Raw genomic sequence first — 23,164 nt, 5'->3', positions numbered from 1 at the left:
TCAGGTTTCCTTCGCGGTGGTGCGGGTCAGATAGCTGCCGAGCCGGTCGGCTCGACGTTCTGCGGGCGTCCGTTGCTCGCCCAGCCACAAACGCAGGGTGTCGAGGGCGCCCGGGCGCAGGCTCACGGTGCGGACACGGCCGTGCTTCTCCGAGGTGACCACGCCCGCGTCCTCGAGGACACGCAGGTGCTGCAGCAGCGACGGCAACGCCATCGAAAATGGTGCCGCGAGCTCGGACACGACGGCCGGGGACTTCGCGAGACGCTCCACCATCGCCCGGCGCGTCGGATCCGCGAGAGCCCGGAGCACGCCGTCAAGATCGTCGTAATACCTAGGCATTTGCCTAACTATGGTCGTGGGTCCGGCGTTCGTCAACCCTGAGTCGTAGGTCGCGCCCCGGTGGCGGAGTGTCGCCGACCGACCGCTCGGCACGCGACGGCGGACACGCAGCGGGACGCCGAGAGTGCACACCTCAGCCCTTCGCGCTGGCTGGGTGGAGGAACTCACGCTAGTTGTCCGGCAGCCGAGACTCTGGCCCGCTGACGTACAGGTGCGTGACACGCACGTCGTCTCATCTTCTTTCCGAGTCCTCAGGATCGCGGGACAAGGGTCCGGGGATCGACGACGAGCAGGTGCTGGTCGCGCAGGCGGCGGGGGCCCACACACTGCTGGCTCAGACGCTCGTGGTTGTTCTGCAGCAGTCAGTGGTGGCGTTCTGCGGGGTCAGCTGGTGGCCGTGGACGCAGGGAGCTCGGGCGGCGGTGTCACGGTGGTGATGCAGAACGGGTGGCCCGCGGGGTCCAGGAGCACCGTCCACCGCGGGTCCGGCTGCGGATCGGCCAGCTTGGCTCCCAGAGCCACCGCGCGCTTTACCGGCCCGTCCAGGTCGTCGCCGGCCGTCAGGTCGAGGTGAACGATCGAAGCTCCCGGCCACTGAGGCGGGCGGTAGTTCTCCACCCGCTGCGGGGTGAGCAGCAGTCCTGGGACCTGCACCCCCACGCTGGTCGGGCGGCTCCAGAGCAGCCGTCCCCCCATCAGCCGGAGGTAGAACTCCGCCAGCTCGGCCGGGTCGGCGCAGTCCAGGGACACCCCCACGAACCGCACGCCGACGGGATCCGCTGACGCTGTCATCGCGCCATGGTGCCATCCACCCCGTGGACAGCTCCATGCGATGTGGACAACGCCGATGACATCCCACACGTCGGCGTTCGTGGCTGGAGGAACTCATCGCAGCGCCCCCATCCTCCGGGCGGTGGAAAAAGGAAGTGGCGGGCGTAAGAACTCGGCCTGTCGATTCCGGCGAGGCTCGTCCGTCACAGTGGTGACAGGCCACACCGGGCGGCCGCACAGGAGGAGCGCCATGACGCAGTACGCCATCTACTTCAACCAGCAGTGGGTCGGAGACCACCCGGCCGAGTGGTTCCAGACTCGCGTGGAGCCCAGCACGGCGGTCGTCCGTGACATGGAGGCGGCCGGGGTCCTGGTCTTCGCCGGCGGGCTCGAGGAGGACCTGGCCGACGCGTTCAGTGCCGACGCAACGAGCGGGACGGTGTCGATCTCCGACGGTCCCTACACCGAGACCACTGAGTACCTGGGCGGGATCACCATCATCGACGTGCCCGACCTGGAGACGGCCAAGATGTGGGCGGGCAGGGTCGCTGAGGGGTGCGGCTGGCCCCAGGAGGTCCGGGTCATCAAGTAGGTCCCCAAGGTCTGACGCATAGGCCGCACGGGTCAGCCCGACGGGTGACGGGCTCGGACTTCGGTGGCGGCGTCCTCGACGCTGAGCCGGCGACGCGGGGCGAAGCTACGCCGCGGGGGTCTGCTGACGGTGGACGGGTCTGGTGAGCCAGAGGCTAGTCAGGAGGGCCAGACCCCAGAGGGCGAACCACGGGTCCCACAGGTAGGCGTGCCACGCCAGCGCCCGCGGGTCGCTGTCCTGACTGGCGCGGATCAAGCCGCCCTGGACGAGAAGGCCCGCCGCCGTGAGGACGCCGCCGTAGCCGAGGAGAAAGATCCCGGCGATCCACCCCAGCGTTCGGGGAAGTCGGCCGACCATCCAGCCAGGGAACCGACCCGGGGCCGCGACGAGGACGGGTGCGGCGAGCGCGACGACGGTCTTGACCACGACGACGAGCCATAGGACGACAAGGACACTCGTACTGCGCCGGCGTCCCCATTCCTCGATCTCGCCGCCGACGGTGTCCAGCAGCGCGCTGCCTCCTAGCGCCCAGTAGGCACTGACCGCTGCGCTACCCAGCCCCAGCAGGGCTGCGAGTGCCGCCGCGACCCGCGCGGCCGACCGGGGAGCCGTGTGCGGCTGTGTCGAGGGTGCCGGAACCACCCCGCCACCGTAACGAGACGTCCACAGTCCCGACCACGATGTCCTGCTCGAGCTCTGCGACGAGCACCGCCTGCCACGGGTCACGATGATCGCGTCCCACATGGTGTCGTCGTCGACGGCATCGGGTTGCTCCGCGTCTGCTGAGAGCTGCGCATTCGGGTCAGCAGTGCGGGGAGGTCCTGCCGCACTGCGTTCGCACCGTCCGGCCGCTCACGGATGTCCGAATCCTCAGCTGAGGTGGCGAACCGTGGTTGCGGCGGGAGTGTGCGTCGAGGGCAGGGGCCCGTCGTCACCATGTGGCCCGAGGTCTCGACCGAGGCGCGAGACGAGGGCGCGGAGGTCAGGCCCGCGGTTGCCAACTCGCTTATGCGTCGAAGTCCGCAGGTGCCGTCGGCAGTGGACGGATCGCGATGGCCTCCACCTCGACCAGTTGGTCGTCATAGCCGAGCACGGTGACGCCGAGCAACGTGCTGGGCACCTCGTGCTCGCCGAACGCCGCATGGATGACGTCCCAGGCGATCCCCAGGTCCGACTGCCGGGATGAGGCGACGTAGACGGTCGTCTTGACGACGTCGGTCAGCTGCGCTCCGGCGGCATGCAGTGCGGTCGCGAGATTGGCCACCACCTGGCGCGCCTGTCCGGCGACATCGCCGACGGCAACCGTCCTGCCGTCGGCGTCCAGAGGGCAGGCGCCGGCGGTGAAGACGAACTCACCGGGACCGGCCACTGCTGCGTAGGCGTACGGCGCCTTCGGAGTCAGCTGCTCAGGTCGGATGAGGGCGATGGCGGGCTCGAGAGGCATGCGCCCATGATCCATGCCCGGCGGCTGCGGCTCGCTTGTGCGAGCGCCGGAGGCGGGAATCGACTGGTGAGAGCGACGAGCAACCCTCAGGGGGCCGAGAACGAGGTGGACGTCGTCGAGCAGGTCGAGGCGTACCTGTCGGGTCGGAGTCGAAGCAAGCAGACCTGCGGCAGCTCCACGTGGACGCGCTCGCCGCGTTCCCTGACTACGTCATCGTGCTTCGGCCGCGGCAGCTGCGGCCCGCGCCAGCCACCGCGGAACGTCTCCGTAGCGTTGGTTCGGCACGAGCTCGCCCTCGGCGCAGCACTCGATCAGCTGTGCCATCCGGCGGGCGCGGGTCACGTCCTGCTTGGCTGAGGTGACCCAGACGGCGCAGACCTTGCGGTAGGTCGCAGTCGAAGCCTCCCAGAACGCGGTCGCCGCCCGCGACGCAGCCAGCTCCTCGGCATACGAGTCCGGCAGTCCGGCCCAAGGTTGCTCGTGACTGTAAGGCGCCTCTTCGCGGGTGCGCTGCTCCCAGATCGCTAACCCGCTCGGCTGCATCCGCCCCTCGGCGCGCAGCTTCTCGACAAGATCGAGATTGACCCGGCTCCAGTGGGAAGTCTTCTTGCGAGGGGTCCAGCGCTGCCGCCGGGACTCGTTGTCGATGCGTTGCGCCACTGAGTCGATCCATCCCCAGCACAGCGCCTCGACAACCGCTTGCTCCCAGGTCAGGCCGCGATCGGCGGAGCCCTTGTTCTTCAGACCCATCCACAGCACCGTCTCCGTGTCGTGGTGCCGTGCCAGCCAGGCACCAAACTCCTCGGGACTGTCGAAGAAGCGCGCAGGTCGTTCGGGTGAGCCGCCCATCCGACCCGGAGTCTCGGACTCTGCCTGGTCACCTGTCATGCACCGAGTGTGCCGCCGAACGCGTGCGTCGGCGGGTCAGTGGTGCTCCGCCGCCGGTGTAGGAACTCATCCGAGTTGTCGGGAGCCCGAGGCTCCGACCTGGGAGTGAACAAGTAGGTGAGACGCCGAGCTCCGACGGGCGGGTTGCTCATGAGTCAGAGGGTGGCGCGCATGACCCACCGCCACTTGGCGATGCGCCGGTCCCTCACAAATCCATGCCGCTCGTACAGCTCTTCGGGTCCGGTATGGAGATATGCGCCTCGCTGCGGGGGCCGATCCGCCGTTTGTTCCGGATAGGCCTCGACGACGCCTCCGCCGGCGCGTTGGATCTCGTCCAAGGCCCCTCGCACGGCGGCCGCAGCGATCCCCTTGCCGCGGTCCTTCGAGTTCGTAAAGATGCAGCCGATCCGCCAGTCGGGCGGATCCAGCGCTTCAGCGTCGTAGGCTCGGCGGCTCTTGATGTTGGGGAGCTCCGGTGGCGTGCCGAACTGACACCAGCCGACACATCTCTCCTCGTCGTAGACCAGTACCTGGTGCACCGCGCCGCGCTGCACGAGCTGCTGCTTGGCGTCATGGTTGCCCTGGCGTGTCCCGGTGGAACCGCCTGGGTGGAATCCCATGCACCAGCAGCCACCCCACACACCGTTGTTCGACTCGACGAGCGCAGCGAAGTCGTCCCACGTGTCCGGCGTCAGCATCCGGGTGGTCAGCGCCATGGCGGCAATTCTCGCGCAGGGTGGCAACACCCTCAACGGGCCGGTGCCGGGCGGCTGGGATCCCACTCACGGTGTAGGAACTCAGCCGACCTGTCCCACGAATGAAGGGCTGACCTGCAGATGGACATCTGCTTGAGACGACGTTTGTCTCATCTTCCTGTCCGATTCCTCAGCGACGCCGCCGATCGCTCCCGTACCCGGGTGCGGTCGCGCAAGGGTCGGCGGAGACCCCGCCGATAGTGTCATCGACCGTGTGGATCTATGAGCCGGGCACGTCGATCCAGCGATTCGAGGTGCTGCACGACCACGTGTGGATGCAGCATCCGGTGACCGTCGTGTCCGACGACGGCGCGATCTTGGCAGTCCGTGTGGATCCCGGGTCGCGCTTCAGCTTCCCTCCGCATCCGTTCGGTACCCACCCATGGAGCTCGCACTCGGCCTGGGGGTCCACCGTGGTGCTCCAGCTCCATCGGGGCGGCGATCACTACGGGGTCTGGAAGTTCTTCGATCCCGCGGGGACCTTCCTGCACTGGTACATCAACTTCGAAGCGCCCATCGTGCGCGGACAGGAGGGGTTCGAGACCGACGATCACGGCCTGGACCTGATCGTCTTCCCGGACGGACGGCGCGAGTGGAAGGACGTGGCCGACCTGCACTGGCAGCGAGTCACCGGACGCATCGATGAGGGCACCGTCGGCCTCGTGCTGGCGGCCGCAGCCGACGTCGTAGGCCAGCTCGATTCGGCCACCCACTGGTGGAGAGCATGGGATGGCTGGACCCCGTGACCACACCTAGCCACGAACCAGACGACTACCTCTGCCCCTTCTGCCTGCTCCAACGCGGCGTCGTGAGCGGGCACAACCAGCAGAGCGACGTCGTCGCGACCACCGACCTCGCGCTCGCCCTCATCTCACCCAAGTGGTGGCCAGCCAACCCAGGGGCGGCACTGGTGATCTCCCGGGAACACCATGAGAGCCTCTACGACCTTCCCCGAGCGACCGGGCACGCCGTGTGGGACCTGGTCCAGGAGGTCGCGGTCGCCATGCGCACGGCCTATGCGTGCGACGGCATCTCCGTCCGGCAGCACAACGAGCCGGCGGGCGCCCAGGACGTCTGGCACTTCCACGTCCATGTCTTCCCCCGCCACGACGGCGACCGTTTGTACGAGCGGGACCTGGAGGCCCGATGGGTCGCCACCGACGAGCGAGCCCGATACGCACGAGTGCTGGCCACCGAGCTGGACCGTCAGCAGCCGAGCGTCTTGAAGGTCGTCGAACCCACAGCCGGAGCGGCCAGGGGCCGGGGGGCGGACAGGTAAAGGAACTCATCGGACTGCCCGCGCGGCGTGCCGGTGACCTGCCGGCGGACAACTGAGTGAGACGCCGTTCGTCTCGTCTTTCGTGTCCGCATTCTCTAATTCCTTCCCCACTCGGCCAGCGAGCTTCGGACCGTGGACCAGTGCGGTCTGCCGAAGCCGTGTCCGAGTCACGCCGGCGACGGGAGCTCGCCCGAGCGGTTTCACGACAGCGAAGCCAACCAACCCGTTTTGCCGTGCCGACGCACCACTGAGTGCACCAGGAACTGGTTGCGTGCCTAAATCTCGTCCTCGGTTGCCGGGAAGAAGGTTGGCGCCTCAACCGACTTCCGGTCGGGCGCGACGGCGATGTGCGCTCGATCAGCATCGAGCAGGACGGCATCTCAATAGTGAAGCACTTACTTGACTATTGACTCGCCCCGACCTAGCGTCGAGGGTGTGCCAAGGGACCACGAGCGGACGTTGGACCGGGTCTTCCACGCCCTCGCTGATCCGACACGTCGCGCGCTCGTCGAACGGCTGGTCCGCGGTCCGGCCTCGGTGCGCCAGCTCGCCGAGCCGTTCGAGATGTCGCTCACCGCGGTCATGCAGCATCTCCAGGTCCTCGTCGATGCAGGACTGGTGACCTCGCAGAAGACCGGTCGGGTCCGCACCTGCACCATCGAACCGGCGGTCGTCAGGCGCGCCGAGGCGTGGCTCGGTCTCCAGCGCACGGAGTGGGAGCACCGGCTCGACCGGCTCGGCCAGGTCCTGACCGGTGCGCCCTCGGAAGGAGAAGGACATGACTGACCCGTCCGTCGTGAACTCGACGTTCACCCTCGAGCACGACTACGCAACCAGCCCGGCACGGGTATTCGCAGCGTGGGCCGATCCGGCGACGAAGGCCCGCTGGTTCGGCGGCGAGGCGGCCGAGCACCACGAGCTCGACTTCCGCGCGGGCGGTTCCGAGATCACGCGTGGCCGCAACAAGGAGGGCCGCACCCTCACCTTCGCGACCCGCTATCACGACATCGTGACGGACCACCGAATCGTCTACTCGTCCACCCTGTCGGTCGACGACACCCCGGTCACGATCTCGCTCACCACCGTCCTGCTCGAACCCCGCGGAGACGGCACCACGCTGGTGCTGACCGAGCACGCGGCCTATCTCGATGGCCATGAGCGGCCCGAATGGCGCCAGCAAGGAGCGCGCAGTCAGCTCGCCGCACTCGCCGACGAGCTGGCGACCGAAACGACCTAGCGCCGACTCGGCACGAATACGGCATCAGTGCACAAGGAACGGGAGAGGACCATGACCACCTTCATCACCATCGGATACGGCGACCGTGCGGGCTACGACCGGACCGATCCAGCCGTGCGGGACGAGGCCCACCGGTCTGATGCGCGCCTGCGCGAGCGCGGCGTCGTCATGGGCGTCGCCGGCGCCCCGACCCAGGTGCGTAACCATGACGGCGCCGGAGTTGCGACCGCCGACGGACCGTTCCTGCGTTCCGAGCTTCCGCTCGCGGGCTTCGCCGTCATCGAGGCAGACACCCTCGAGCAGGCCGTTGCCGTCGCATCCCAGAACCCCTGCGCCGTCGCGCACGGCGTCGTCGAGGTCTGGCCGCTGGAGCCGACAGGCTGATGTGACGCCCTTGGTGGGGAAGCCCAGAGGCCGGAGGTCCCCCGACTGCTACATGCCGGTGAACAAGCGGGTGATGACGAACCGGATCCACATGTGCCCCGATCTGAACTGCCTCGGCGGACAGATGTCCGAATCCTCAGCCACGCGACCAGGTCGGTACGTGATCGGCGGTCTCAGCCTTTGCCCTCCAGGCGTAGGAGACCGGCCTCGCTGTGCCGCATGCCGCACGCGCCCTCATAGAAGTCGACCAGGTGGGGCTCGTAGTCCGCGTGCAACCACTGGCAGCCCGAACGCCTCGCCTCCTCCGCCGCGGCCGCGACCAGCGCTGTTCCAATGCCCTGTCCCCGGAGATCGGGTGCGACGCAGGTGTCCAGGAGTACCGCATGACGGCCTCCATCCCCGATCACGTTGACGAAGCCCACCAGCCGACCGTCGAGGCGGGCGGTGATCCACGTGAGGCTGTGGTTCGCCAGGCGCTGTCGCCAGGGATCCTGCGTGAGCGGATGGCCGAACGCCGTGGCGTGCAGCCCGTTGAGCTCAGGGTCGCTGAGCTCGCTCCCAGCACGCAGTTCGATCTCGAGGTCCACGCCCCCATGCTGCCGCGAAGCTGGATGAGGTCTAGGGCGTGGCATGGCACGCCGACGACGCTGCTGCGTGCCTGCCGGCTCGACGCGAACCGACAATGACCATCACCAACTCCCACACCCTGGGAAGCAACTGCGGCACCACCAAGCGTGAAGACCCACAGTCGTTGCTGCTGCTGCCGCTGCTTGTAGGAACTCACGCGACTTGTCCTACACGCGGTCGCCTGACCTGCGGCTGGACAGGCAGGAGAGACGCGGCTCGTCTCATCTACCTGTCCGAATCCTCAGAATTTCGGCGTGCCGCCGTGGACCGGTTGTAGCGGCAGGGCGGAGTCGCCATCGCCGTGCGCCCAGGCGCAGGCGCAGGGCGCGCGCGCTGCTGTTGCTGCTGCTGAGGACACGACTCGACGTGGCGTCGGCCGGGCGGGCCACCGGGCCCGATGGGGACGCGCAAGGGCGTGCGCCTCAGCCGGCAACGGACCGCGGCCTCAACCAGAACGCGCGCGGCCGGCGCCATCCGCCTCTCCCGCGACCGAGATCCCTGTCGTCCTGATCGGCGGGGTTCGTCTGCTGTTCGTATCCTGCGAGGCATGGCACTGCGCGCACTCTTCATCGGCGGGACCGGCATCATCAGCACGGAGGCGGCCCGGCGGGCGGTCGCGGAGGGCGTCGAGCTTACTTTGCTCAACCGCGGGCGGTCGTCGACGCGGGCGGTGCCCGACGGCGCCCGCGTGCTTCACGCCGACGTCCGCGACCCGGGGTCCGTCCGCTCCGCGGTGGGTGACCTCGAGTTCGACGCCGTCGTGGAGTTCATGGCGTTCACCCCCGAGCACGTCCAGGCCGACCTCGACCTGTTCACCGGCCGCACCGGTCAGTACGTGTTCATCAGCTCCGCCTCGGCCTACCAGACGCCGCCGACCCACCTGCCCGTCGTCGAGTCGACGCCGCTGCGCAACCCGTTCTGGGAGTACTCCCGGAACAAGATCGCGTGCGAGGACCTCCTGGTCCGCACGTACCGCGACACGGGCCTGCCGATGACGATCGTGCGCCCTTCACACACCTACGACGCCACGCTCATCCCGATGGACGGAGGCTGGACGGTGATCGACCGGATGCGCCGCGGCCTGGAGGTTGTCGTCCCCGGGGACGGGACGTCTCGGTGGACCATCACGCACAGCGCCGACGTCGCGGTCKGGCTGGTCGGCCTGCTGGGGCGTGAGGAGGCGATCGGCGAGGCGTTCCACATCACCGGCGATGAGGCGCCGTCGTGGGACCAGATCTACCTCGCGATGGCCCGGGCGGCCGGCGTCCACGAGCCGCGCCTCGTGCATGTCGCGTCCGAGGCGATCGCCGCCGCCGACCCCGAGCTCGGCGCAGGGATCCTCGGCGACAAGGCGCACACGATGATCTTCGACAACACGAAGATTCGACGACTGGTCCCGCAGTTCTCGCCCCGCATCCCCTTCGCGCAGGGCGCCCGCGAGATCGTCGCCTGGCACGATGCCGACGCCACGCGCCGGGCGATCGACCCGCAGTACGAGGCACTCACTGAGCGTCTTCTCGACGCCTTCCGACCGCGCCCCTTCTGAGGGCTCGGCCGCTAGGTGGACCATCGTTACTTGTGGCCGAGTTTCGTTCGTGGTGAGCCTGCGCGTTGCGGCCCATAGCAGGGGCATCAGCGTGGGCCGGTCCCCAGCGGACGGGATCTCGGCTCACCCCTGGCGCAGGCGGTCCGGGGTCGATGGGGCGATGGCGGGAAGGCTGACCGACTCGGCCAATGACCGCTGATGGTCGATGAGCCACTCTGCGTCGGCTCTGAAGCGCTCCTCCAGCCGCAGGGTCTGCCACATGGCGACGAAACTCGGCTCGCCGGCTTTCACCTTCCCTCGGACCCAGTCCTGGCCCTGGTGGATGGCGGTCAGTAGCGTCGGGACGAATGTCTGCAGCTCTTCCCGATCGAGCCCATAGGCGGCGGTGAACACCCCGAGCCGCTCATGGACGTCAAGCTCACCCGGCCACGTAAGACCATCACCGGGAGCGCCCACGGGAATCCACATCCGCGCGGTTCTGGCGACGTCCCACGCGCGACGGCCGGGTGCCGCGAAGTCGAAGTCGAGCAGCGCCACGGCCCGTCCGTCGCGGAACACGACGTTCTCGGGGCACACGTCGTTGTGACACAGGACCGGACCACCGGCAGGGTCGGCAAGCTCGCTCGACCACCCGTCCTCGGGGTTGAACGACGTCATCGCCGCGTGGAAGTCACGGAGCAGAGTCGCCACCTCGCGCAGAACGTCCGCGTCTGGGCCCATCTCGGGAACGGGGGCAACGGCACGTCTCCCTCGACGAACGTGAACACGTCGCGGCCCTGCTCGTCGACGCCGAGGAAATGCTGTGCTCGGTCGAAGCCCACGGCCTCGAGGTGCTGGACGATGCGCCGGACCATGGGCGAGCACGCCGTCGGTGGACGACGCACCGTGTCGCCGATCCGTACGACCTTCCCCGCGTTTCCCACGCCGCCGGGAAGGGATACCGCGAAGTCATCGTCGGGCCGCATACCGGGATCGTCGCACCCCTCGGACCGGTGCCGGCCACGTCGTCCAACCGGAGCGAGCTCGGAAAGCATCGACCTGCGTCTGGTCGGTGAGCAAGACCTCCCGTACAGGTCGTCGGCGTCAGGGATCCGACAACGACGGCCGGCGCGCGGAAGTCACCGTCGCACAGGGCCTAATGCACGAAGCAGATCGCCCCTGCTCTGCCAGCTCAGGACACGCCGTTGGCCGACGGCTCGACGCGCTCCTGGAACGCGACGAGCGCTTCACCGTGCTCATTCGCCCACCTCGTCAGGGCTGCGATGGGTTCCTGCAGCGACATCCCGAGTCCGGTCAGGCTGTACTCGACGCGAGGTGGCGCCTGCGCGTACGCAGTTCTGAGCACCAGCCCGTTCCCCTGCAACCGGCGCAGTGTCTGCGTCAGGACCTTCCGCGAGATCCCGCCGGACATCTCCACGAGGTCCCCGTACCGCTTCGGCCCGTCCTGGAGCGCATACAACGTCACGACCGCCCACTTGTTCGCGATGACTTCCATCGCGGTCCGAGCCGGGCAGTCGGCCATGAAGATCGTTCCCGGCGCCGCACTCATGTCCCGAAAGGTACCAAACGGTTCCTATTGGATCCGTAGCGTGAAAACACCTTCGTCGGAAAGAGAACCATGAACACGCCCAACCGGACTGCGATCGTCACCGGAGCATCGAAAGGCATCGGAGCGGGCATCGCACGCTCGCTCGCCGAGGCCGGCGCCGCCGTCGTGGTGAACTACCGCTCTGACGCACCAGGCGCCCAGCGCGTGGTCGAGCACATCCGCGCCGCCGGCGGCCGAGCGATCGCCGTGGCCGGCGACGTCTCGGTAGCCGCAGACGTCGACTCGCTGTTCCGCGCAGGGCGCACCGAGTTCGGGCCGGTCGACATCCTGGTCAACAACGCCGGCATCGCCACCTTCGCTCCCCTGACGGCGATCACGGTGCAGGACTACCACCGGCAGATGGACACCAACTTCTGGAGCGTGGTCCAGACCACCCAGGCGCTCGCCGCCCAGGAGGACATCGACGGCGCATCCATCATCAACGTCTCGACGGGCGGCACCCTGCAGCACCCCGCCTACGGCAGCATGTACGTCGCCACCAAGAGCGCCGTCGAAGCGTTCACGATCATCGCCGCCAAGGAACTCGGCCCGCGCGGCATCCGCGTCAACGGCATCGCCCCCGGCCCCTCCGACACCGAAGGGACCAGGACCAGCGGCTTCGTCGGCTCCGACATGGAATCCGCCTCGGTCCTCGCGACGCCGCTCGGCCGCTCCGGCCGCCCTGACGACTACGGTCCCGTCGCTGCCTTCCTCGCCTCGGACGCAGCTCGCTGGATCACAGGCGACGTCATCCTCGTCTCGGGTGGACAGCGCTGAGCTCATCGCGCCGGGGTTACGACCGCCCGTCTGCCGAAGGTCGACGCGCTAGACGCTCGTAGCGGTCGGGCGTCCGTTCTGAACCCCTAGGTACCCGTGACTGGGATGACCCGTTCGAGCGAGTGAAAGGCGATCGCCGCAGTCGTCCAGGTCCGACGCCACGGCGGTGCGTTTGTCGTGACCGTCGGCCGCGCGCGCAGCGCGGACCTCAGAGCCAAACCCCCGTCCCGGATAGCAGGTGAGCCCACTCGACCCAGGCACGACAAAGCCCCCGCCTGACGCTTCAGCCGCGCTTATCTCGCCTACGTGTACGAATCCGCGGTCGCCGCGCACCCAGGCGGCTTCAGAGTCGTGGTGTCGGCCACGTTCGAGGTGTGGTGCAGGTCGACGAGGGTGGTCCGGTGGCAGCACACGTCCTGTCCACGCGACCTCGATGTCTCGGCTTTGGCCGTGCCCTGATCACGACGGGCATCGATGATCGGGTTCTGCGATGCGTCTGGACGCCAGTGTTGTCGTGGAAGGAGGCCACCGTGATCGCCTGGCTCAACCGGCTCGTGGACCTCGTGGAAGTAGACGTCACCGAGGGGCTCGACGTCCTGCGCCTTGCGGCTGAGCTCGGAACCACCGAGTACCACCTGCGTCGGATGTTCTCGTCGTTGGCGGGAATGCCGCTGTCGGAGTATGTGCGGCGCAGGCGCATGACGCTCGCTGCAGGAGAGGTCATCCCCGGGTCGGGCGACCTGCTGCGCATCGCCGTGCGGTACGGATACGGCTCGGCGGAAGCCTTCGGCCGGGCATTCCAGTCCGTGCACGGCGTCAGCCCTGGTCGAGCCCGGCGAGACGGTGGCCCCTTCCGAACCCAGCCGCGCCTCAGGTTCCGCCTGACTGTAGAAGGAGCACTTCCCATGGACGTCCGAATCGCCTCTCGTCCCGCGTTCCGCTTCGCCGGGCACGCCACACGCGTGCCGCTCGTTCATCGCGGGGTCAACACCGCCATCCAGGATCACGTCACCTCCCTGAGCCCGAACGAGCACCCGCGCCTGAAGGCGTTGGGTGACGCGGAGCCGTACGGACTGCTCGCGGTGAGCACCGACATCGACCCGGACCGGCGGGAGGGTACGGAACTGACTTACCTGCACGGTGTCGCCGTCACAGACGCGGTGGAGGTCCCGGACGACCTCGACGTCATCCCGGTTGCGGCCGGCTCGTGGGCCGTTTTCCGCGCAACGGGTGCCTCTCCGGACACGTTGCAGTCGCTGTGGTCCGCAACAGCGACCGAGTGGTTCCCGTCCAACCCGTGGCGGCTCCGGCCTGGTCCCGAGGTGGTCGCCGTGATTGACCGCACCGACGACTTCAGCACCGCGACGGTCGAGCTCTGGCTGCCGGTCGATCGGAGCTGACACGTTGTCTGTGTTCCAGCAGGGGCCTGGCCCTGCTGCCCCGCTCCTCGCGGGAGGGGGATCGGCCCACCTGTGGCAACGGCGGGACCAGCTCAAAGTGACGACGTGTCCGGGAATGCATCCGACCGGACCAAGGTTGAGCCCAACAGACTCAAGTTCATCCTCCCGAGTTTGCGCGCGGCCCCAACCAGACGCAGACTTGAGCGAGCCGGACTCAAGAGCGAGACGTACAACCCACGCAGCACACGAAAGAAGGCACACACATGGCACGAGCAGTCGGCATCGACCTCGGTACCACCAACTCGGTGGTCGCTGTCCTCGAGGGCGGCGAGCCCACGGTCATCGCCAACGCCGAGGGGTCGCGCACGACGCCGTCGGTGGTCGCGTTCTCGAAGACGGGTGAGGTGCTGGTCGGCGAGATCGCCAAGCGCCAGGCCGTCACCAACGTCGACCGCACGATCACGTCGGTCAAGCGCCACATGGGCACGGACTGGTCGCAGACGATCGACGACAAGAAGTACACCGCGCAGGAGATCAGCGCGCGGGTGCTCTCCAAGCTCAAGCGTGACGCGGAGGCCTACCTGGGTGAGCCCGTCACCGAGGCCGTCATCACGGTCCCGGCGTACTTCAACGACGCTGAGCGCCAGGCCACCAAGGATGCCGGCGCGATCGCGGGCCTGAACGTCCTGCGCATCATCAACGAGCCCACCGCGGCCGCCCTCGCCTACGGCCTGGAGCGCGGCAAGGAGGACGAGCTCATCCTCGTCTTCGACCTCGGCGGTGGCACGTTCGACGTGTCCCTCCTCGAGGTGGGCAAGGACGACGACGGGTTCTCGACGATCGAGGTCCGCGCCACCTCGGGTGACAACCGCCTCGGCGGCGACGACTGGGACCAGCGCATCGTCGAGTTCCTCATCTCCGAGGTGAAGAACTCCACGGGCGTCGACCTGGGCAAGGACAAGATCGCCGTGCAGCGTCTGCGCGAAGCGGCGGAGCAGGCCAAGAAGGAGCTCTCGTCCGCGACGAGCACCAACATCTCGCTGCAGTACCTGTCGATGAGCGAGAACGGCCCGGTCCACCTGGACACCAAGCTCACGCGCGCTCAGTTCCAGCAGATGACGCAGGACCTGCTCGACCGTACGAAGGAGCCGTTCCGCTCGGTCATCCGTGACGCGGGCATCAAGCTCGCGGACATCGACCACGTGGTCCTCGTCGGCGGCTCGACCCGGATGCCCGCGGTCACCGAGGTCGTCAAGGAGCTCACGGGCGGCAAGGAGCCCAACAAGGGCGTCAACCCGGACGAGGTCGTCGCCGTCGGTGCCGCGCTGCAGGCCGGCGTCATGAAGGGCGACCGCAAGGACGTCCTGCTCATCGACGTCACCCCGCTGAGCCTCGGCATCGAGACCAAGGGCGGCGTGATGACGAAGCTCATCGAGCGCAACACGGCCATCCCGACCAAGCGCTCGGAGATCTTCTCGACGGCCGAGGACAACCAGCCGTCGGTGCTGATCCAGGTGTTCCAGGGCGAGCGTGAGTTCGCGCGGGACAACAAGCCGCTCGGCACCTTCGAGCTCACCGGCATCGCGCCGGCGCCGCGTGGCGTGCCGCAGATCGAGGTCACGTTCGACATCGACGCCAACGGCATCGTGCACGTGTCCGCCAAGGACCGCGGCACCAACAAGGAGCAGTCGATGACGATCACCGGCGGCTCGGCCCTCCCCAAGGAGGACATCGAGCGCATGGTGCGCGAGGCCGAGGAGCACGCAGCCGAGGACAAGGCGCGTCGCGAGGAGGCCGAGACCCGCAACACGGCCGAGCAGCTGGTCTACTCGACCGAGAAGCTGCTGGTCGACAACGCCGACAAGCTGCCCGAGGACGTGAAGACCGAGGTGCAGACCGCGGTCACCGAGCTCAAGACGGCGCTCGCGGGGACCGACGTCGACGAGGTCAAGGCCAAGCACTCGGCCCTGCTCGCGGTGAGCCAGAAGATCGGCGAGGCGATCTACTCGGCGGACAACATGGCGGCCAACGCGCCGGCCGACGAGCAGCCCGCGGCTGACGCGTCGTCCGACGAGGACGTCGTGGACGCCGAGATCGTCGACGACGAGGACGAGGCGGTCAAGTGACCACCACACCCGACGACGCAGGCGACGACCTGACTCCCGAGGAGCAGGTTCTCGCCGACGCGGAGTCGATCGCGGCCGGCGCCGAGGAGGAGGTCGTCCTCGAGGGTCTCGTGGCGGCCGAGGCGCTCGCGGCGGAGCGGCTGGACGAGCTCCAGCGCTCCAAGGCGGCGTACTACAACCTCGAGCAGCAGTACTCCGGGTTCGTGAAGCGGTCGAAGGCCGACGCCCTCGCCGCCCACGACCGCGGGGTGCACGCGATCGTCGAGGCGCTGATCCCGGTGCTCGACGACATCGAGCTGGCCCGCCAGCACGGCGACCTCACCGGACCGTTCGTGTCCATCGCGGAGAAGCTCGAGGCGACCCTCGGCCGCTTCGGGGTGGTCCGATACGGCGAGACGGGCGAGGCGTTCGACCCCGCGATCCACGAGGCGCTCATGCACTCGCACTCCGCGGACGTCACCGAGTCGACGGTCCAGATGGTGCTGCAGCCCGGCTACCGCACCCCCGACCGGGTGCTCCGAGCCGCCCGCGTCGCGGTCGTGGACCCCGAGGCGTAGAACCCGAGTAGCGTCCGGGCAACGAGCAGATCGTTGCCCGGACGCTGCACACAGACTGCAAGGAAGGAGCGGCGTGACCGGACAGGACTGGCTCGAGAAGGACTTCTACTCGGTCCTCGGCGTCCCCAAGGACGCCGACGCCGCGACGATCAAGAAGGCGTACCGCAAGCTCGCGCGGCAGATGCACCCGGACCACAACCCGGGCGACGCTAAGGCGGAGGCGAAGTTCAAGGACGTCGGCGAGGCCTACGCGGTCCTCTCCGACGCCGAGCAGCGCGGCCAGTACGACCAGCTGCGCGCCATGGCGGGCGGCCCCCGGTTCACGTCCGGCGGGCGCGGCGGCGCGGGTTTCGACGACGTCTTCGGCGGCATGTTCGGCGGCGGCCAGCAGGGCGGTCGCGTCCGGTACACCAACGCCCCCGGCGGCGCGGCCGGCTTCGAGGACATCCTCGGCGGGCTGTTCGGCAACAGTGGCGGCGCGGGGTTCGCGCCCGGCCCGCAGCAGGGTGCCGACCTCGCGACGAGCGCGACCCTGCCCTTCCGCCAGGCGGTCGAGGGCTCGACCGTCTCGCTCAACGTCGAGGGCCGGACGGTCAACGCCCGCATCCCCGCGGGCGTCCGCGACGGTCAGAAGATCCGGCTGCGCGGCAAGGGCCGCCCCGGCGACCGTGGTGGGCCTGCAGGGGACCTCGTCATCACCGTCCGCGTCACCCCGCACCCGGTCTTCGCGCTCGACGGCGACAACCTGCGGATCACCGTCCCGGTGGCGTTCGACGAGGCCGCGCTGGGCGCGACCATCGAGGTGCCGACGCTCGACGGGTCCACCGTCCGCGTCAGGGTGCCCGAGGGCACGCCGTCCGGCCGCGCGCTGCGCGTCAAGGGTCGCGGGGTCCCGGGCACCAAGGGCGACCTGTTGATCACGGTCCAGGTCGTCGTGCCGCAGCGGCTGAACGCCGCGGCGCGCGAGGCGGTCCAGGCCTTCGGCATCGCGACCTCGGGTGAGGACGTCCGCTCCGGCCTGCTCGACGCGGCGAAGACATAGCCATGCCCGCCGAGGACGCCAAGGTCTACGTGATCTCGGTCGCCGCCGAGCTGGCCGGCATGCACCCGCAGACCCTGCGCCAGTACGACCGGCTCGGCCTGGTCAGCCCCAGCCGCGCGAGCGGACGCGGGCGGCGCTACTCCCTGCGCGACATCGCGACGCTCCGCGAGGTGCAGCGGCTGTCGCAGGACGAGGGCGTCAACCTGGCCGGGATCAAGCGGATCCTCGAGCTCGAGGCGGAGCTCGACGGCCTGCGTCGGCAGGTCGAGTACCTGCGCGCCTTCGTCGACCCGGGCCGCCGCATCTTCACGGCCGACCCCCGCGGCGACGTCGTCGCGGTCAATCGCACGGCCAGCCGCAGCCGCCGCCCGACCACCACGGCCGACCGCGCCGCCATGGTCCTCTGGCGCCCGAGCTCCCGCTGACCCGAGGCATCCACCCGTTCAGACTCCGCGGACGTCCGCACATTCGGTCGTTCCGACGCTCGAATCTGCGGACGTTCCCGCGGTGGTGCGGCTGCGTCCGCGCTCTCGGTCGTCCGGGCGCTCGAATGTGCGGACGTCCGCGGGAGGACGGGGGCAGCCACTTTCTCCCAGGTGGCCATGGGGTCGACGACGGGCGCTGCCTAGACTCGGCGACCGTGACGATCGACCTTGGCATCGACCTCGACAGGGCCCGCCGCGACACGCCCGGCATCGACCACGTCGCCCATCTCAACAACGCCGGCGGCGCCCTGCGCCCGAGCGTCGTGACGGACACGGTCGTCGCGCACCTGCGCCGCGAGGCGGAGATCGGGCCGTACGAGGCCGAGGAGGAGGCGGAGGACCGGGTCGCCGCGGTCTACGACTCGGTGGCGACGCTCGTCGGCGCCCACCGCGACGAGATCGCCCTGGTGCAGAGCGCGACCGCCGCGTGGAACGTGGCGTTCGCCTCCGTGAGCATCAAGCCGGGCCAGCGCATCCTCACCGCGCGAACCGAGTACATCAGCAACGCCATCGGCCTCCTCCAGGCGTGCGAGCGGACGGGCGCGAGCCTCGAGGTGATCGAGGACGACGAGCACGGCCAGGTCGACGTCGACCAGCTCGAGCACCGGCTCGACGACGAGGTCGCCCTCGTGGCGCTGACCCACGTCCCGACGGGCGGCGGCGTGGTCAACCCCGCGGCCGAGGTCGGCGCCCTCACGCGCAAGGCGGGGGTGCCGTTCCTGCTGGACGCGTGCCAGTCGGTCGGCCAGCTCGACGTCGACGTCGAGGACCTCGGCTGCGACCTGCTCGCCGCGACCGGTCGCAAGTTCCTGCGCGGCCCGCGGGGCACCGGCTTCCTCTACGCGTCCCGTGCGATCACCCCGCGGCTGGTCCCGCCCGTGCTCGGCCTGGGCGCGGCGCGGTGGACGTCGCCGACCACCTACGAGGTCGTCCCGGGTGCCTTGCGCTTCGAGACCTGGGAGCGGTCCATCGCCGACAACCTGGGTCTGGGTGCGGCCGTCGACTACGCGCTTGCCATCGGACTCCCGGCGATCGAGCAGCGGGTCACGGCGCTCGCGGACCGGCTCCGCGAGGATCTCGCGCAGCTCCCCGGCGTGACGGTGCGCGACAAGGGCGTGCGGCGGTCGGGCATCGTCACCTTCACGGTCGACGGGCAGTCCGCCGACGAGGTCCGCGCCCGCGTCGCCGCCGCTGGCGTGAACGTCAGCGTCACGCGCATCTCGTCGGCGCAGCTCGACTTCGGTGCCCGCGGCCTGACCGAGGTCGTCCGCGCCTCCCCGCACTACTACACGTCCGACGCCGAGCTGGACCGACTGCTGGCTGCGCTGCGCTGACGCGCACGACGTCGGCACCTTCGGTCGTCGGGAAGCGCGTACGGAGCTGGAACGGCTGACGTCCGCACAATCGGTCGTCGGAGCGCGCGAATCTGCGGACGTCCCGAGGAGAACGGCGGGATGTCCGCACGATCGGTCGTCGGGACGCGCGAATCTGCGGACGTCCGGCGGGGAGAAGCCCCGGCAGCGCCGGCTCAGTAGCGGCGCAGCACGGCGGCCAGGTCGAGCTGCGCGCCGTCGTCGACGTCCGTCAGCGTCCGCTCCTCGACGGCCGCGATGTGCTGCACGACGAGCGCCTCGGCCCCGTCGGCGTCGCCGGCCGACAGCAGCTCGACGAGCCGCTGGTGCTCGCCCACCGACCCCCGCTGGTCGTGGTCGCGCCCGTGCACGGCGAGGATCAGCGCGCAGCGCCAGATGACTTCGCTGAGGTAGCGCTGCAGGAGGGCGTTGCCGCAGAGCTCGGCGAGCAGGATGTGGAACTCGGCCCCGAGCCGGCCGGACACCTGCGGCCGCGGCGTCGCCGTCGCTGCGAGCTCGCGATCGACATGCGCGGTCAGGGTCTCGCCCATCGACGGCTGCCACGCGGCCGCGATGCGCCGGACGGCCTCGCGTTCGAGGCACCGGCGCACCTCGAACGTCTCCTTCGCCTCCGTCAGTGACGGGTCCGCGACGAGCGCGGACTTCGCCTTGCCGGTCTCGACCAGCCCGGCGGCCGTCAGGCGCGCGAGCGTGCCCCGGATGAGCGTCCGGCTGACGCCGTACTGCTGCGCCAGGAGGTCCTCGGGCAGGCGCGTCCCGGGAGGCAGGGCGGCCTCGACGATCGCCGACCGCAGGCTCAGGAACGCGGAGTCGGCACGGTCGGCGGGCCGGGTCGACCCGGCGGGCTGGCGGTCCATGGCGCCACCGTATACGGGCCCTGTACCGACGAAACGCGACCGCAACGCAAGTTTCATGGATGCGAAACCAAGCCGTTCCGTATACCAACTACCGTCGTTCCGTATACGGAAGGACGGTTCATGCCTCAGATCACGGTCCACCTGACCGAGCAGCAGCTCGAGCTGGTCGACGCTTCCCTCGCCGCCCGCGAGGCCGACGATGCCGCGGCCCTGGTGCGCCTGGCCCTGCGCGAGTCGGCCACCCAGGTGGTCGGCCGGCCGCACCCGCGGGCCACCGGTACCCCGTGGCGCTGGTGGGACACCGTCGAGGCGCCCGCCGAGCGCGAGGTCGTGCGCGAGCTGGTGATCGAGCCCGGGACCGGCAAGGCCCTCGAGGTCCGGGCCGGTCAGGTGCTGCGGGTCGAGCAGGTGACGGGCGACCAGTGCGTCGACCTCAACGTGTTCAACCTGCACGACTACCGCGAGTTCATGCACGTCGGCCGTACCCGCACCCTGCACGGGACCAACCCGACCGCGGGCACGTTCCTCTGGTCGGCACCGCCGCGCGAGCGCGCGCTCATGTACCTGCAGACCGACACCGCCGGCATCAACGACACCCTCTTCCCACGGTGCAGCGCCAACATGTACGAGTCGATGCACGGGTTCGCGGACCACACCAACTGCGCGGACATCCAGGCCGAGGCCCAGCGTGAGTACGGGCTCACCCCCGACGACGTGCACGACTCGTTCAACCTGTTCATGGCGACCCGCGTCGTCGACGGCATGCCCGAGATCCTGCGGCAGTCCACCGCCCCGGGCGACCACGTCGAGCTCCTCGCCCTGGTCGACGTGCTCGCGGTCCCGAACATCTGCGGCAACGACATCCTGGGCACCAGCAACTTCTCGCTCGACCCGGTGAAGGTCCAGGTGCTCGCCGCGTCGCAGGCGGAGATCGACGCGGTCCCGCCGCTGCAGCAGTACGCCACGCAGCGCACGCCGGCCGCGTTCCGGCAGCCGACCATCCGCACCGAGCGTGCCCTGCAGCGGGTCCCCGACTACGAGCCGGCGTTCGCGCGCACGCCGGTCCGGCTGGTCGGCGTGGGGGTGGACCTTGACGAGGTCGATGCGGCGCACCTGGCGGCGGTTCGCGACGAGACCCGCTACGCCGACGACGACGGCGCCGCGCTGCGCGACATCCTGCTCACCTGGTGGGGCGCGGCGCATGCCTGAGGGCCTCGACATCGACTTCGACGCCCTCGGCGCCTACGAGCGCTACAAGCTCATGGCCAGCCTCATCGTGCCCCGCCCCATCGCGCTGGTGACGACGACAAGCCCCGACGGGGTGGTCAACGCGGCGCCGTTCAGCATGTTCGGGATGGTCGGCGAGGACCCGCCGCTGCTGATGATCAGCGTGAACCGGCTGGAGGGCGGCGCGCAGAAGGACACGGCGGCCAACCTGGACGCCACGGGCGAGTTCGTCGTGCACATCCCCGACGAGGCCATGGCCGCGCGCATGCACCAGTGCGGGCAGTCCTACCCGGCCGACGTCGACGAGCTCGCGATGGTCGGCCTGACCGCCACCCCGGCCCACCGGGTGCGGCCGCCCCGGATCGCGGAGGCGCCCGTGGCCTTCGAGTGCACGGTCCACGAGCGCATCCTCACCACCAGCCGACAGGTCTACCTGGGCCAGATCCACCATCTGCACGCGGCGCCCGGCCTGATCGACACGGACCGCTGGCGCGTGATGCTCCAGGACTTCCACCCCGTCGGGCGCTTCGGCGCGAGCTTCTACGTGACCACCGGCGACCGCTTCTCGCTCGCCTCCGACGCCGCCGGCACACCCGTGTCGACGACGGACATCGACCAGCTCTAGCCCTGCTCCTCACATCCCCCGAAGGAGAATCACTCATGGCCATCTCCCGACTGCGCCTCGGCGCGGCCGCCCTGACCGGCATCGTCCTGTCGCTCTCCGTCGCGTCCTGCGCGGGCGACACCCCCGCCGCATCGGGCGCGACGAGCACCGACGCCGCGATCGGAGCCGTCGACCTCAGCGACGTCTGCCCCGCGACCGTCGTGATCCAGACGGACTGGAACCCGCAGGCCGAGCAGGGCGGGCTGTACCAGCTGCTCGGCCCGAACCCGACCATCGACGCCGACGCCAAGGTGGTCCGCGGGCCGCTCTACGCGAGCGGCGAGTACACGGGCGTCGACGTGGAGGTCCGGGCCGGCGGCCCCGCCATCGGCTTCACGCCGGTCCCGTCGCAGATGTACTCCGACAAGGACGTGCTGCTCGGCTGGGTCAACACCGACGAGGCGGTGCAGAATTCGGTCGCGATGCCGACCACCGCGGTGCTCGCGACGTTCGAGAAGGCGCCCTGGATGATCATGTGGGACCCGGCGACGTACCCGGACGTGCAGACGATCAAGGACCTGAGCAGCACCGACGCCACCGTCCGCTACTTCGCCGGCGCGACCTGGATGGAGTACCTCACGGGCTCCGGCCAGCTGCGCGAGGACCAGGTCGACGGGTCGTACGACGGCACCCCGGCCAACTTCGTCGCCGCCCAGGGCAAGGACGCGCAGCAGGGCTTCGCCACCGACGAGCCGTACGTCTACCAGAACGAGCTCCCGTCCTGGGGCAAGCCGGTCGACTACCAGCTCATCGCCGACACCGGCTACCCGCTGTACGCGGTGGCCCTCTCCGTCCGCACGGAGGACGTCGCCGCGCAGGCCGACTGCCTCAAGAAGCTCATCCCGGTCGTGCAGCAGGCGACGGTGGACTACTTCGCCGACCCGACGACGGCGAACGCGCTCGTCGTCGAGGCCGTCGAGAAGTTCAACACCGGCTGGGTCTACGACGCCGGCCAGGCTGCCGACGGCACCACGCAGCAGATCGACCTCGGCATCGTGGCCAACGGCCCCGACGGGACGCTCGGCAGCTTCGAGGAGGCCCGGGTGCAGACGATCCTCGACATCGCGTCGCCGATCCTCACCAAGGACGGCACCGCTCCGGCGGAGGGTCTGACGGCCAAGGACCTGTTCACCAACGAGTTCCTCGACCCGAGCATCGCCCTCCCGGCCGCCGGCTGAGCCCCGCCGCCCGGGGGAGCGATCCCCC

The 23,164-nt window shown here is 69.5% G+C and carries 27 protein-coding genes; 17 read left to right on the top strand and 10 right to left on the bottom strand.

Going from position 1 to position 23,164, the window contains the following annotated elements; translation table 11 throughout:
• The gene (locus tag ACXJKA_RS10640) at positions 1–339 is read right to left on the bottom strand and encodes an ArsR/SmtB family transcription factor (RefSeq protein WP_456825162.1); all 339 of its coding nucleotides are present in this window, start codon (positions 337–339) and stop codon (positions 1–3) included.
• Positions 340–723: 384 nt separating this feature from the next.
• On the bottom strand, positions 724–1,131 hold the full coding sequence (locus tag ACXJKA_RS10635; RefSeq protein WP_456825161.1) for a VOC family protein: 408 nt from the start codon (positions 1,129–1,131) through the stop codon (positions 724–726).
• A 229-nt stretch (positions 1,132–1,360) separates the two neighbouring features.
• Here ACXJKA_RS10635 and ACXJKA_RS10630 point away from each other — a divergent pair, with 229 nt between their 5' ends.
• Positions 1,361–1,702, top strand: coding sequence for a YciI family protein (locus ACXJKA_RS10630; RefSeq protein WP_456825160.1), 342 nt, complete (start codon positions 1,361–1,363; stop codon positions 1,700–1,702).
• 105 nt (positions 1,703–1,807) lie between these two features.
• Here the strand turns inward: ACXJKA_RS10630 and ACXJKA_RS10625 are convergent, their stop codons facing one another.
• The 4 genes from ACXJKA_RS10625 to ACXJKA_RS10610 all read right to left on the bottom strand — a co-directional run bounded on the left by ACXJKA_RS10625 (position 1,808) and on the right by ACXJKA_RS10610 (position 4,750).
• Positions 1,808–2,344, bottom strand: coding sequence for a DUF3995 domain-containing protein (locus tag ACXJKA_RS10625; protein ID WP_456825159.1), 537 nt, complete (start codon positions 2,342–2,344; stop codon positions 1,808–1,810).
• A 364-nt stretch (positions 2,345–2,708) separates the two neighbouring features.
• Complete coding sequence (locus ACXJKA_RS10620; RefSeq protein WP_456825158.1) at positions 2,709–3,146, bottom strand: RidA family protein; 438 nt, start codon at positions 3,144–3,146, stop codon at positions 2,709–2,711.
• 210 nt (positions 3,147–3,356) lie between these two features.
• Positions 3,357–4,034 carry a YdeI/OmpD-associated family protein gene (locus ACXJKA_RS10615; protein ID WP_456825157.1) on the bottom strand — a complete coding sequence of 226 codons (678 nt, stop codon included), beginning with the start codon at positions 4,032–4,034 and terminating at the stop codon, positions 3,357–3,359.
• Positions 4,035–4,189: 155 nt separating this feature from the next.
• On the bottom strand, positions 4,190–4,750 hold the full coding sequence (locus ACXJKA_RS10610) for a GNAT family N-acetyltransferase (RefSeq protein WP_456825156.1): 561 nt from the start codon (positions 4,748–4,750) through the stop codon (positions 4,190–4,192).
• A 251-nt stretch (positions 4,751–5,001) separates the two neighbouring features.
• On the opposite strand from ACXJKA_RS10610, the gene ACXJKA_RS10605 reads away from it, so the two are divergent.
• From ACXJKA_RS10605 to ACXJKA_RS10585, 5 genes are all read left to right on the top strand, one after another.
• Entirely contained in the window at positions 5,002–5,535 is a 534-nt protein-coding gene (locus ACXJKA_RS10605) for a DUF402 domain-containing protein (protein ID WP_456825155.1), read from the top strand.
• Positions 5,514–6,068, top strand: coding sequence for an HIT family protein (locus ACXJKA_RS10600; protein WP_456825154.1), 555 nt, complete (start codon positions 5,514–5,516; stop codon positions 6,066–6,068). Before ACXJKA_RS10605 ends, ACXJKA_RS10600 begins: the two co-directional genes overlap by 22 nt.
• A gap of 435 nt (positions 6,069–6,503) precedes the next feature.
• Positions 6,504–6,854, top strand: a complete 351-nt coding sequence (locus tag ACXJKA_RS10595; protein ID WP_456825153.1) for an ArsR/SmtB family transcription factor — start codon at positions 6,504–6,506, stop codon at positions 6,852–6,854.
• A gap of 10 nt (positions 6,855–6,864) precedes the next feature.
• A complete protein-coding gene (locus tag ACXJKA_RS10590) occupies positions 6,865–7,305 on the top strand; it encodes an SRPBCC family protein (protein ID WP_456825152.1) in 441 nt (146 codons plus the stop codon).
• 51 nt (positions 7,306–7,356) lie between these two features.
• The gene (locus tag ACXJKA_RS10585) at positions 7,357–7,689 is read left to right on the top strand and encodes a YciI family protein (RefSeq protein WP_456825151.1); all 333 of its coding nucleotides are present in this window, start codon (positions 7,357–7,359) and stop codon (positions 7,687–7,689) included.
• A 173-nt stretch (positions 7,690–7,862) separates the two neighbouring features.
• Here the strand turns inward: ACXJKA_RS10585 and ACXJKA_RS10580 are convergent, their stop codons facing one another.
• Entirely contained in the window at positions 7,863–8,276 is a 414-nt protein-coding gene (locus ACXJKA_RS10580; protein ID WP_456825150.1) for a GNAT family N-acetyltransferase, read from the bottom strand.
• Between the two features lie 587 nt (positions 8,277–8,863).
• Here ACXJKA_RS10580 and ACXJKA_RS10575 point away from each other — a divergent pair.
• Entirely contained in the window at positions 8,864–9,862 is a 999-nt protein-coding gene (locus ACXJKA_RS10575) for an NAD-dependent epimerase/dehydratase family protein (protein WP_456825149.1), read from the top strand.
• Between the two features lie 123 nt (positions 9,863–9,985).
• On the opposite strand, the gene ACXJKA_RS10570 is transcribed toward ACXJKA_RS10575, so the two are convergent.
• Positions 9,986–10,552, bottom strand: a complete 567-nt coding sequence (locus tag ACXJKA_RS10570) for a phosphotransferase (protein ID WP_456825148.1) — start codon at positions 10,550–10,552, stop codon at positions 9,986–9,988.
• Positions 10,553–11,033: 481 nt separating this feature from the next.
• Positions 11,034–11,411: a winged helix-turn-helix transcriptional regulator gene (locus ACXJKA_RS10565; protein ID WP_456825147.1), complete on the bottom strand. Its 378-nt coding sequence runs from the start codon at positions 11,409–11,411 to the stop codon at positions 11,034–11,036.
• A 69-nt stretch (positions 11,412–11,480) separates the two neighbouring features.
• On the opposite strand from ACXJKA_RS10565, the gene ACXJKA_RS10560 reads away from it, so the two are divergent.
• The 7 genes from ACXJKA_RS10560 to ACXJKA_RS10530 all read left to right on the top strand — a co-directional run bounded on the left by ACXJKA_RS10560 (position 11,481) and on the right by ACXJKA_RS10530 (position 19,171).
• The gene (locus ACXJKA_RS10560) at positions 11,481–12,227 is read left to right on the top strand and encodes an SDR family NAD(P)-dependent oxidoreductase (RefSeq protein WP_456825146.1); all 747 of its coding nucleotides are present in this window, start codon (positions 11,481–11,483) and stop codon (positions 12,225–12,227) included.
• A gap of 530 nt (positions 12,228–12,757) precedes the next feature.
• On the top strand, positions 12,758–13,627 hold the full coding sequence (locus tag ACXJKA_RS10555; protein WP_456825198.1) for an AraC family transcriptional regulator: 870 nt from the start codon (positions 12,758–12,760) through the stop codon (positions 13,625–13,627).
• Between the two features lie 263 nt (positions 13,628–13,890).
• Positions 13,891–15,753, top strand: coding sequence for a molecular chaperone DnaK (dnaK, locus tag ACXJKA_RS10550; RefSeq protein WP_456825145.1), 1,863 nt, complete (start codon positions 13,891–13,893; stop codon positions 15,751–15,753).
• Positions 15,750–16,310: a nucleotide exchange factor GrpE gene (gene grpE / locus ACXJKA_RS10545; RefSeq protein ID WP_456825144.1), complete on the top strand. Its 561-nt coding sequence runs from the start codon at positions 15,750–15,752 to the stop codon at positions 16,308–16,310. The genes dnaK and grpE overlap by 4 nt, the downstream gene beginning before the upstream one ends.
• A gap of 73 nt (positions 16,311–16,383) precedes the next feature.
• On the top strand, positions 16,384–17,352 hold the full coding sequence (locus ACXJKA_RS10540) for a DnaJ C-terminal domain-containing protein (protein ID WP_456825143.1): 969 nt from the start codon (positions 16,384–16,386) through the stop codon (positions 17,350–17,352).
• Between the two features lie 2 nt (positions 17,353–17,354).
• Positions 17,355–17,777: a heat shock protein transcriptional repressor HspR gene (locus ACXJKA_RS10535; RefSeq protein ID WP_456825142.1), complete on the top strand. Its 423-nt coding sequence runs from the start codon at positions 17,355–17,357 to the stop codon at positions 17,775–17,777.
• Positions 17,778–17,992: 215 nt separating this feature from the next.
• On the top strand, positions 17,993–19,171 hold the full coding sequence (locus ACXJKA_RS10530) for an aminotransferase class V-fold PLP-dependent enzyme (protein WP_456825141.1): 1,179 nt from the start codon (positions 17,993–17,995) through the stop codon (positions 19,169–19,171).
• 194 nt (positions 19,172–19,365) lie between these two features.
• On the opposite strand, the gene ACXJKA_RS10525 is transcribed toward ACXJKA_RS10530, so the two are convergent.
• Entirely contained in the window at positions 19,366–20,067 is a 702-nt protein-coding gene (locus ACXJKA_RS10525) for a GntR family transcriptional regulator (protein ID WP_456825140.1), read from the bottom strand.
• Positions 20,068–20,187: 120 nt separating this feature from the next.
• On the opposite strand from ACXJKA_RS10525, the gene ACXJKA_RS10520 reads away from it, so the two are divergent.
• The 3 genes from ACXJKA_RS10520 to ACXJKA_RS10510 are packed head-to-tail and all read left to right on the top strand — an operon-like array spanning position 20,188 to position 23,136.
• On the top strand, positions 20,188–21,276 hold the full coding sequence (locus ACXJKA_RS10520; RefSeq protein WP_456825139.1) for a DUF1989 domain-containing protein: 1,089 nt from the start codon (positions 20,188–20,190) through the stop codon (positions 21,274–21,276).
• Complete coding sequence (locus tag ACXJKA_RS10515; RefSeq protein WP_456825138.1) at positions 21,269–21,919, top strand: flavin reductase family protein; 651 nt, start codon at positions 21,269–21,271, stop codon at positions 21,917–21,919. The genes ACXJKA_RS10520 and ACXJKA_RS10515 overlap by 8 nt, the downstream gene beginning before the upstream one ends.
• Positions 21,920–21,954: 35 nt before the next feature.
• Positions 21,955–23,136 carry an ABC transporter substrate-binding protein gene (locus ACXJKA_RS10510; protein WP_456825137.1) on the top strand — a complete coding sequence of 394 codons (1,182 nt, stop codon included), beginning with the start codon at positions 21,955–21,957 and terminating at the stop codon, positions 23,134–23,136.
• The last annotated feature ends 28 nt before the right edge of the window (positions 23,137–23,164 follow it).

The organism is Cellulomonas sp. P5_E12 (assembly GCF_054049315.1).
This window is presented reverse-complemented; position numbering and strand designations above follow the sequence as displayed.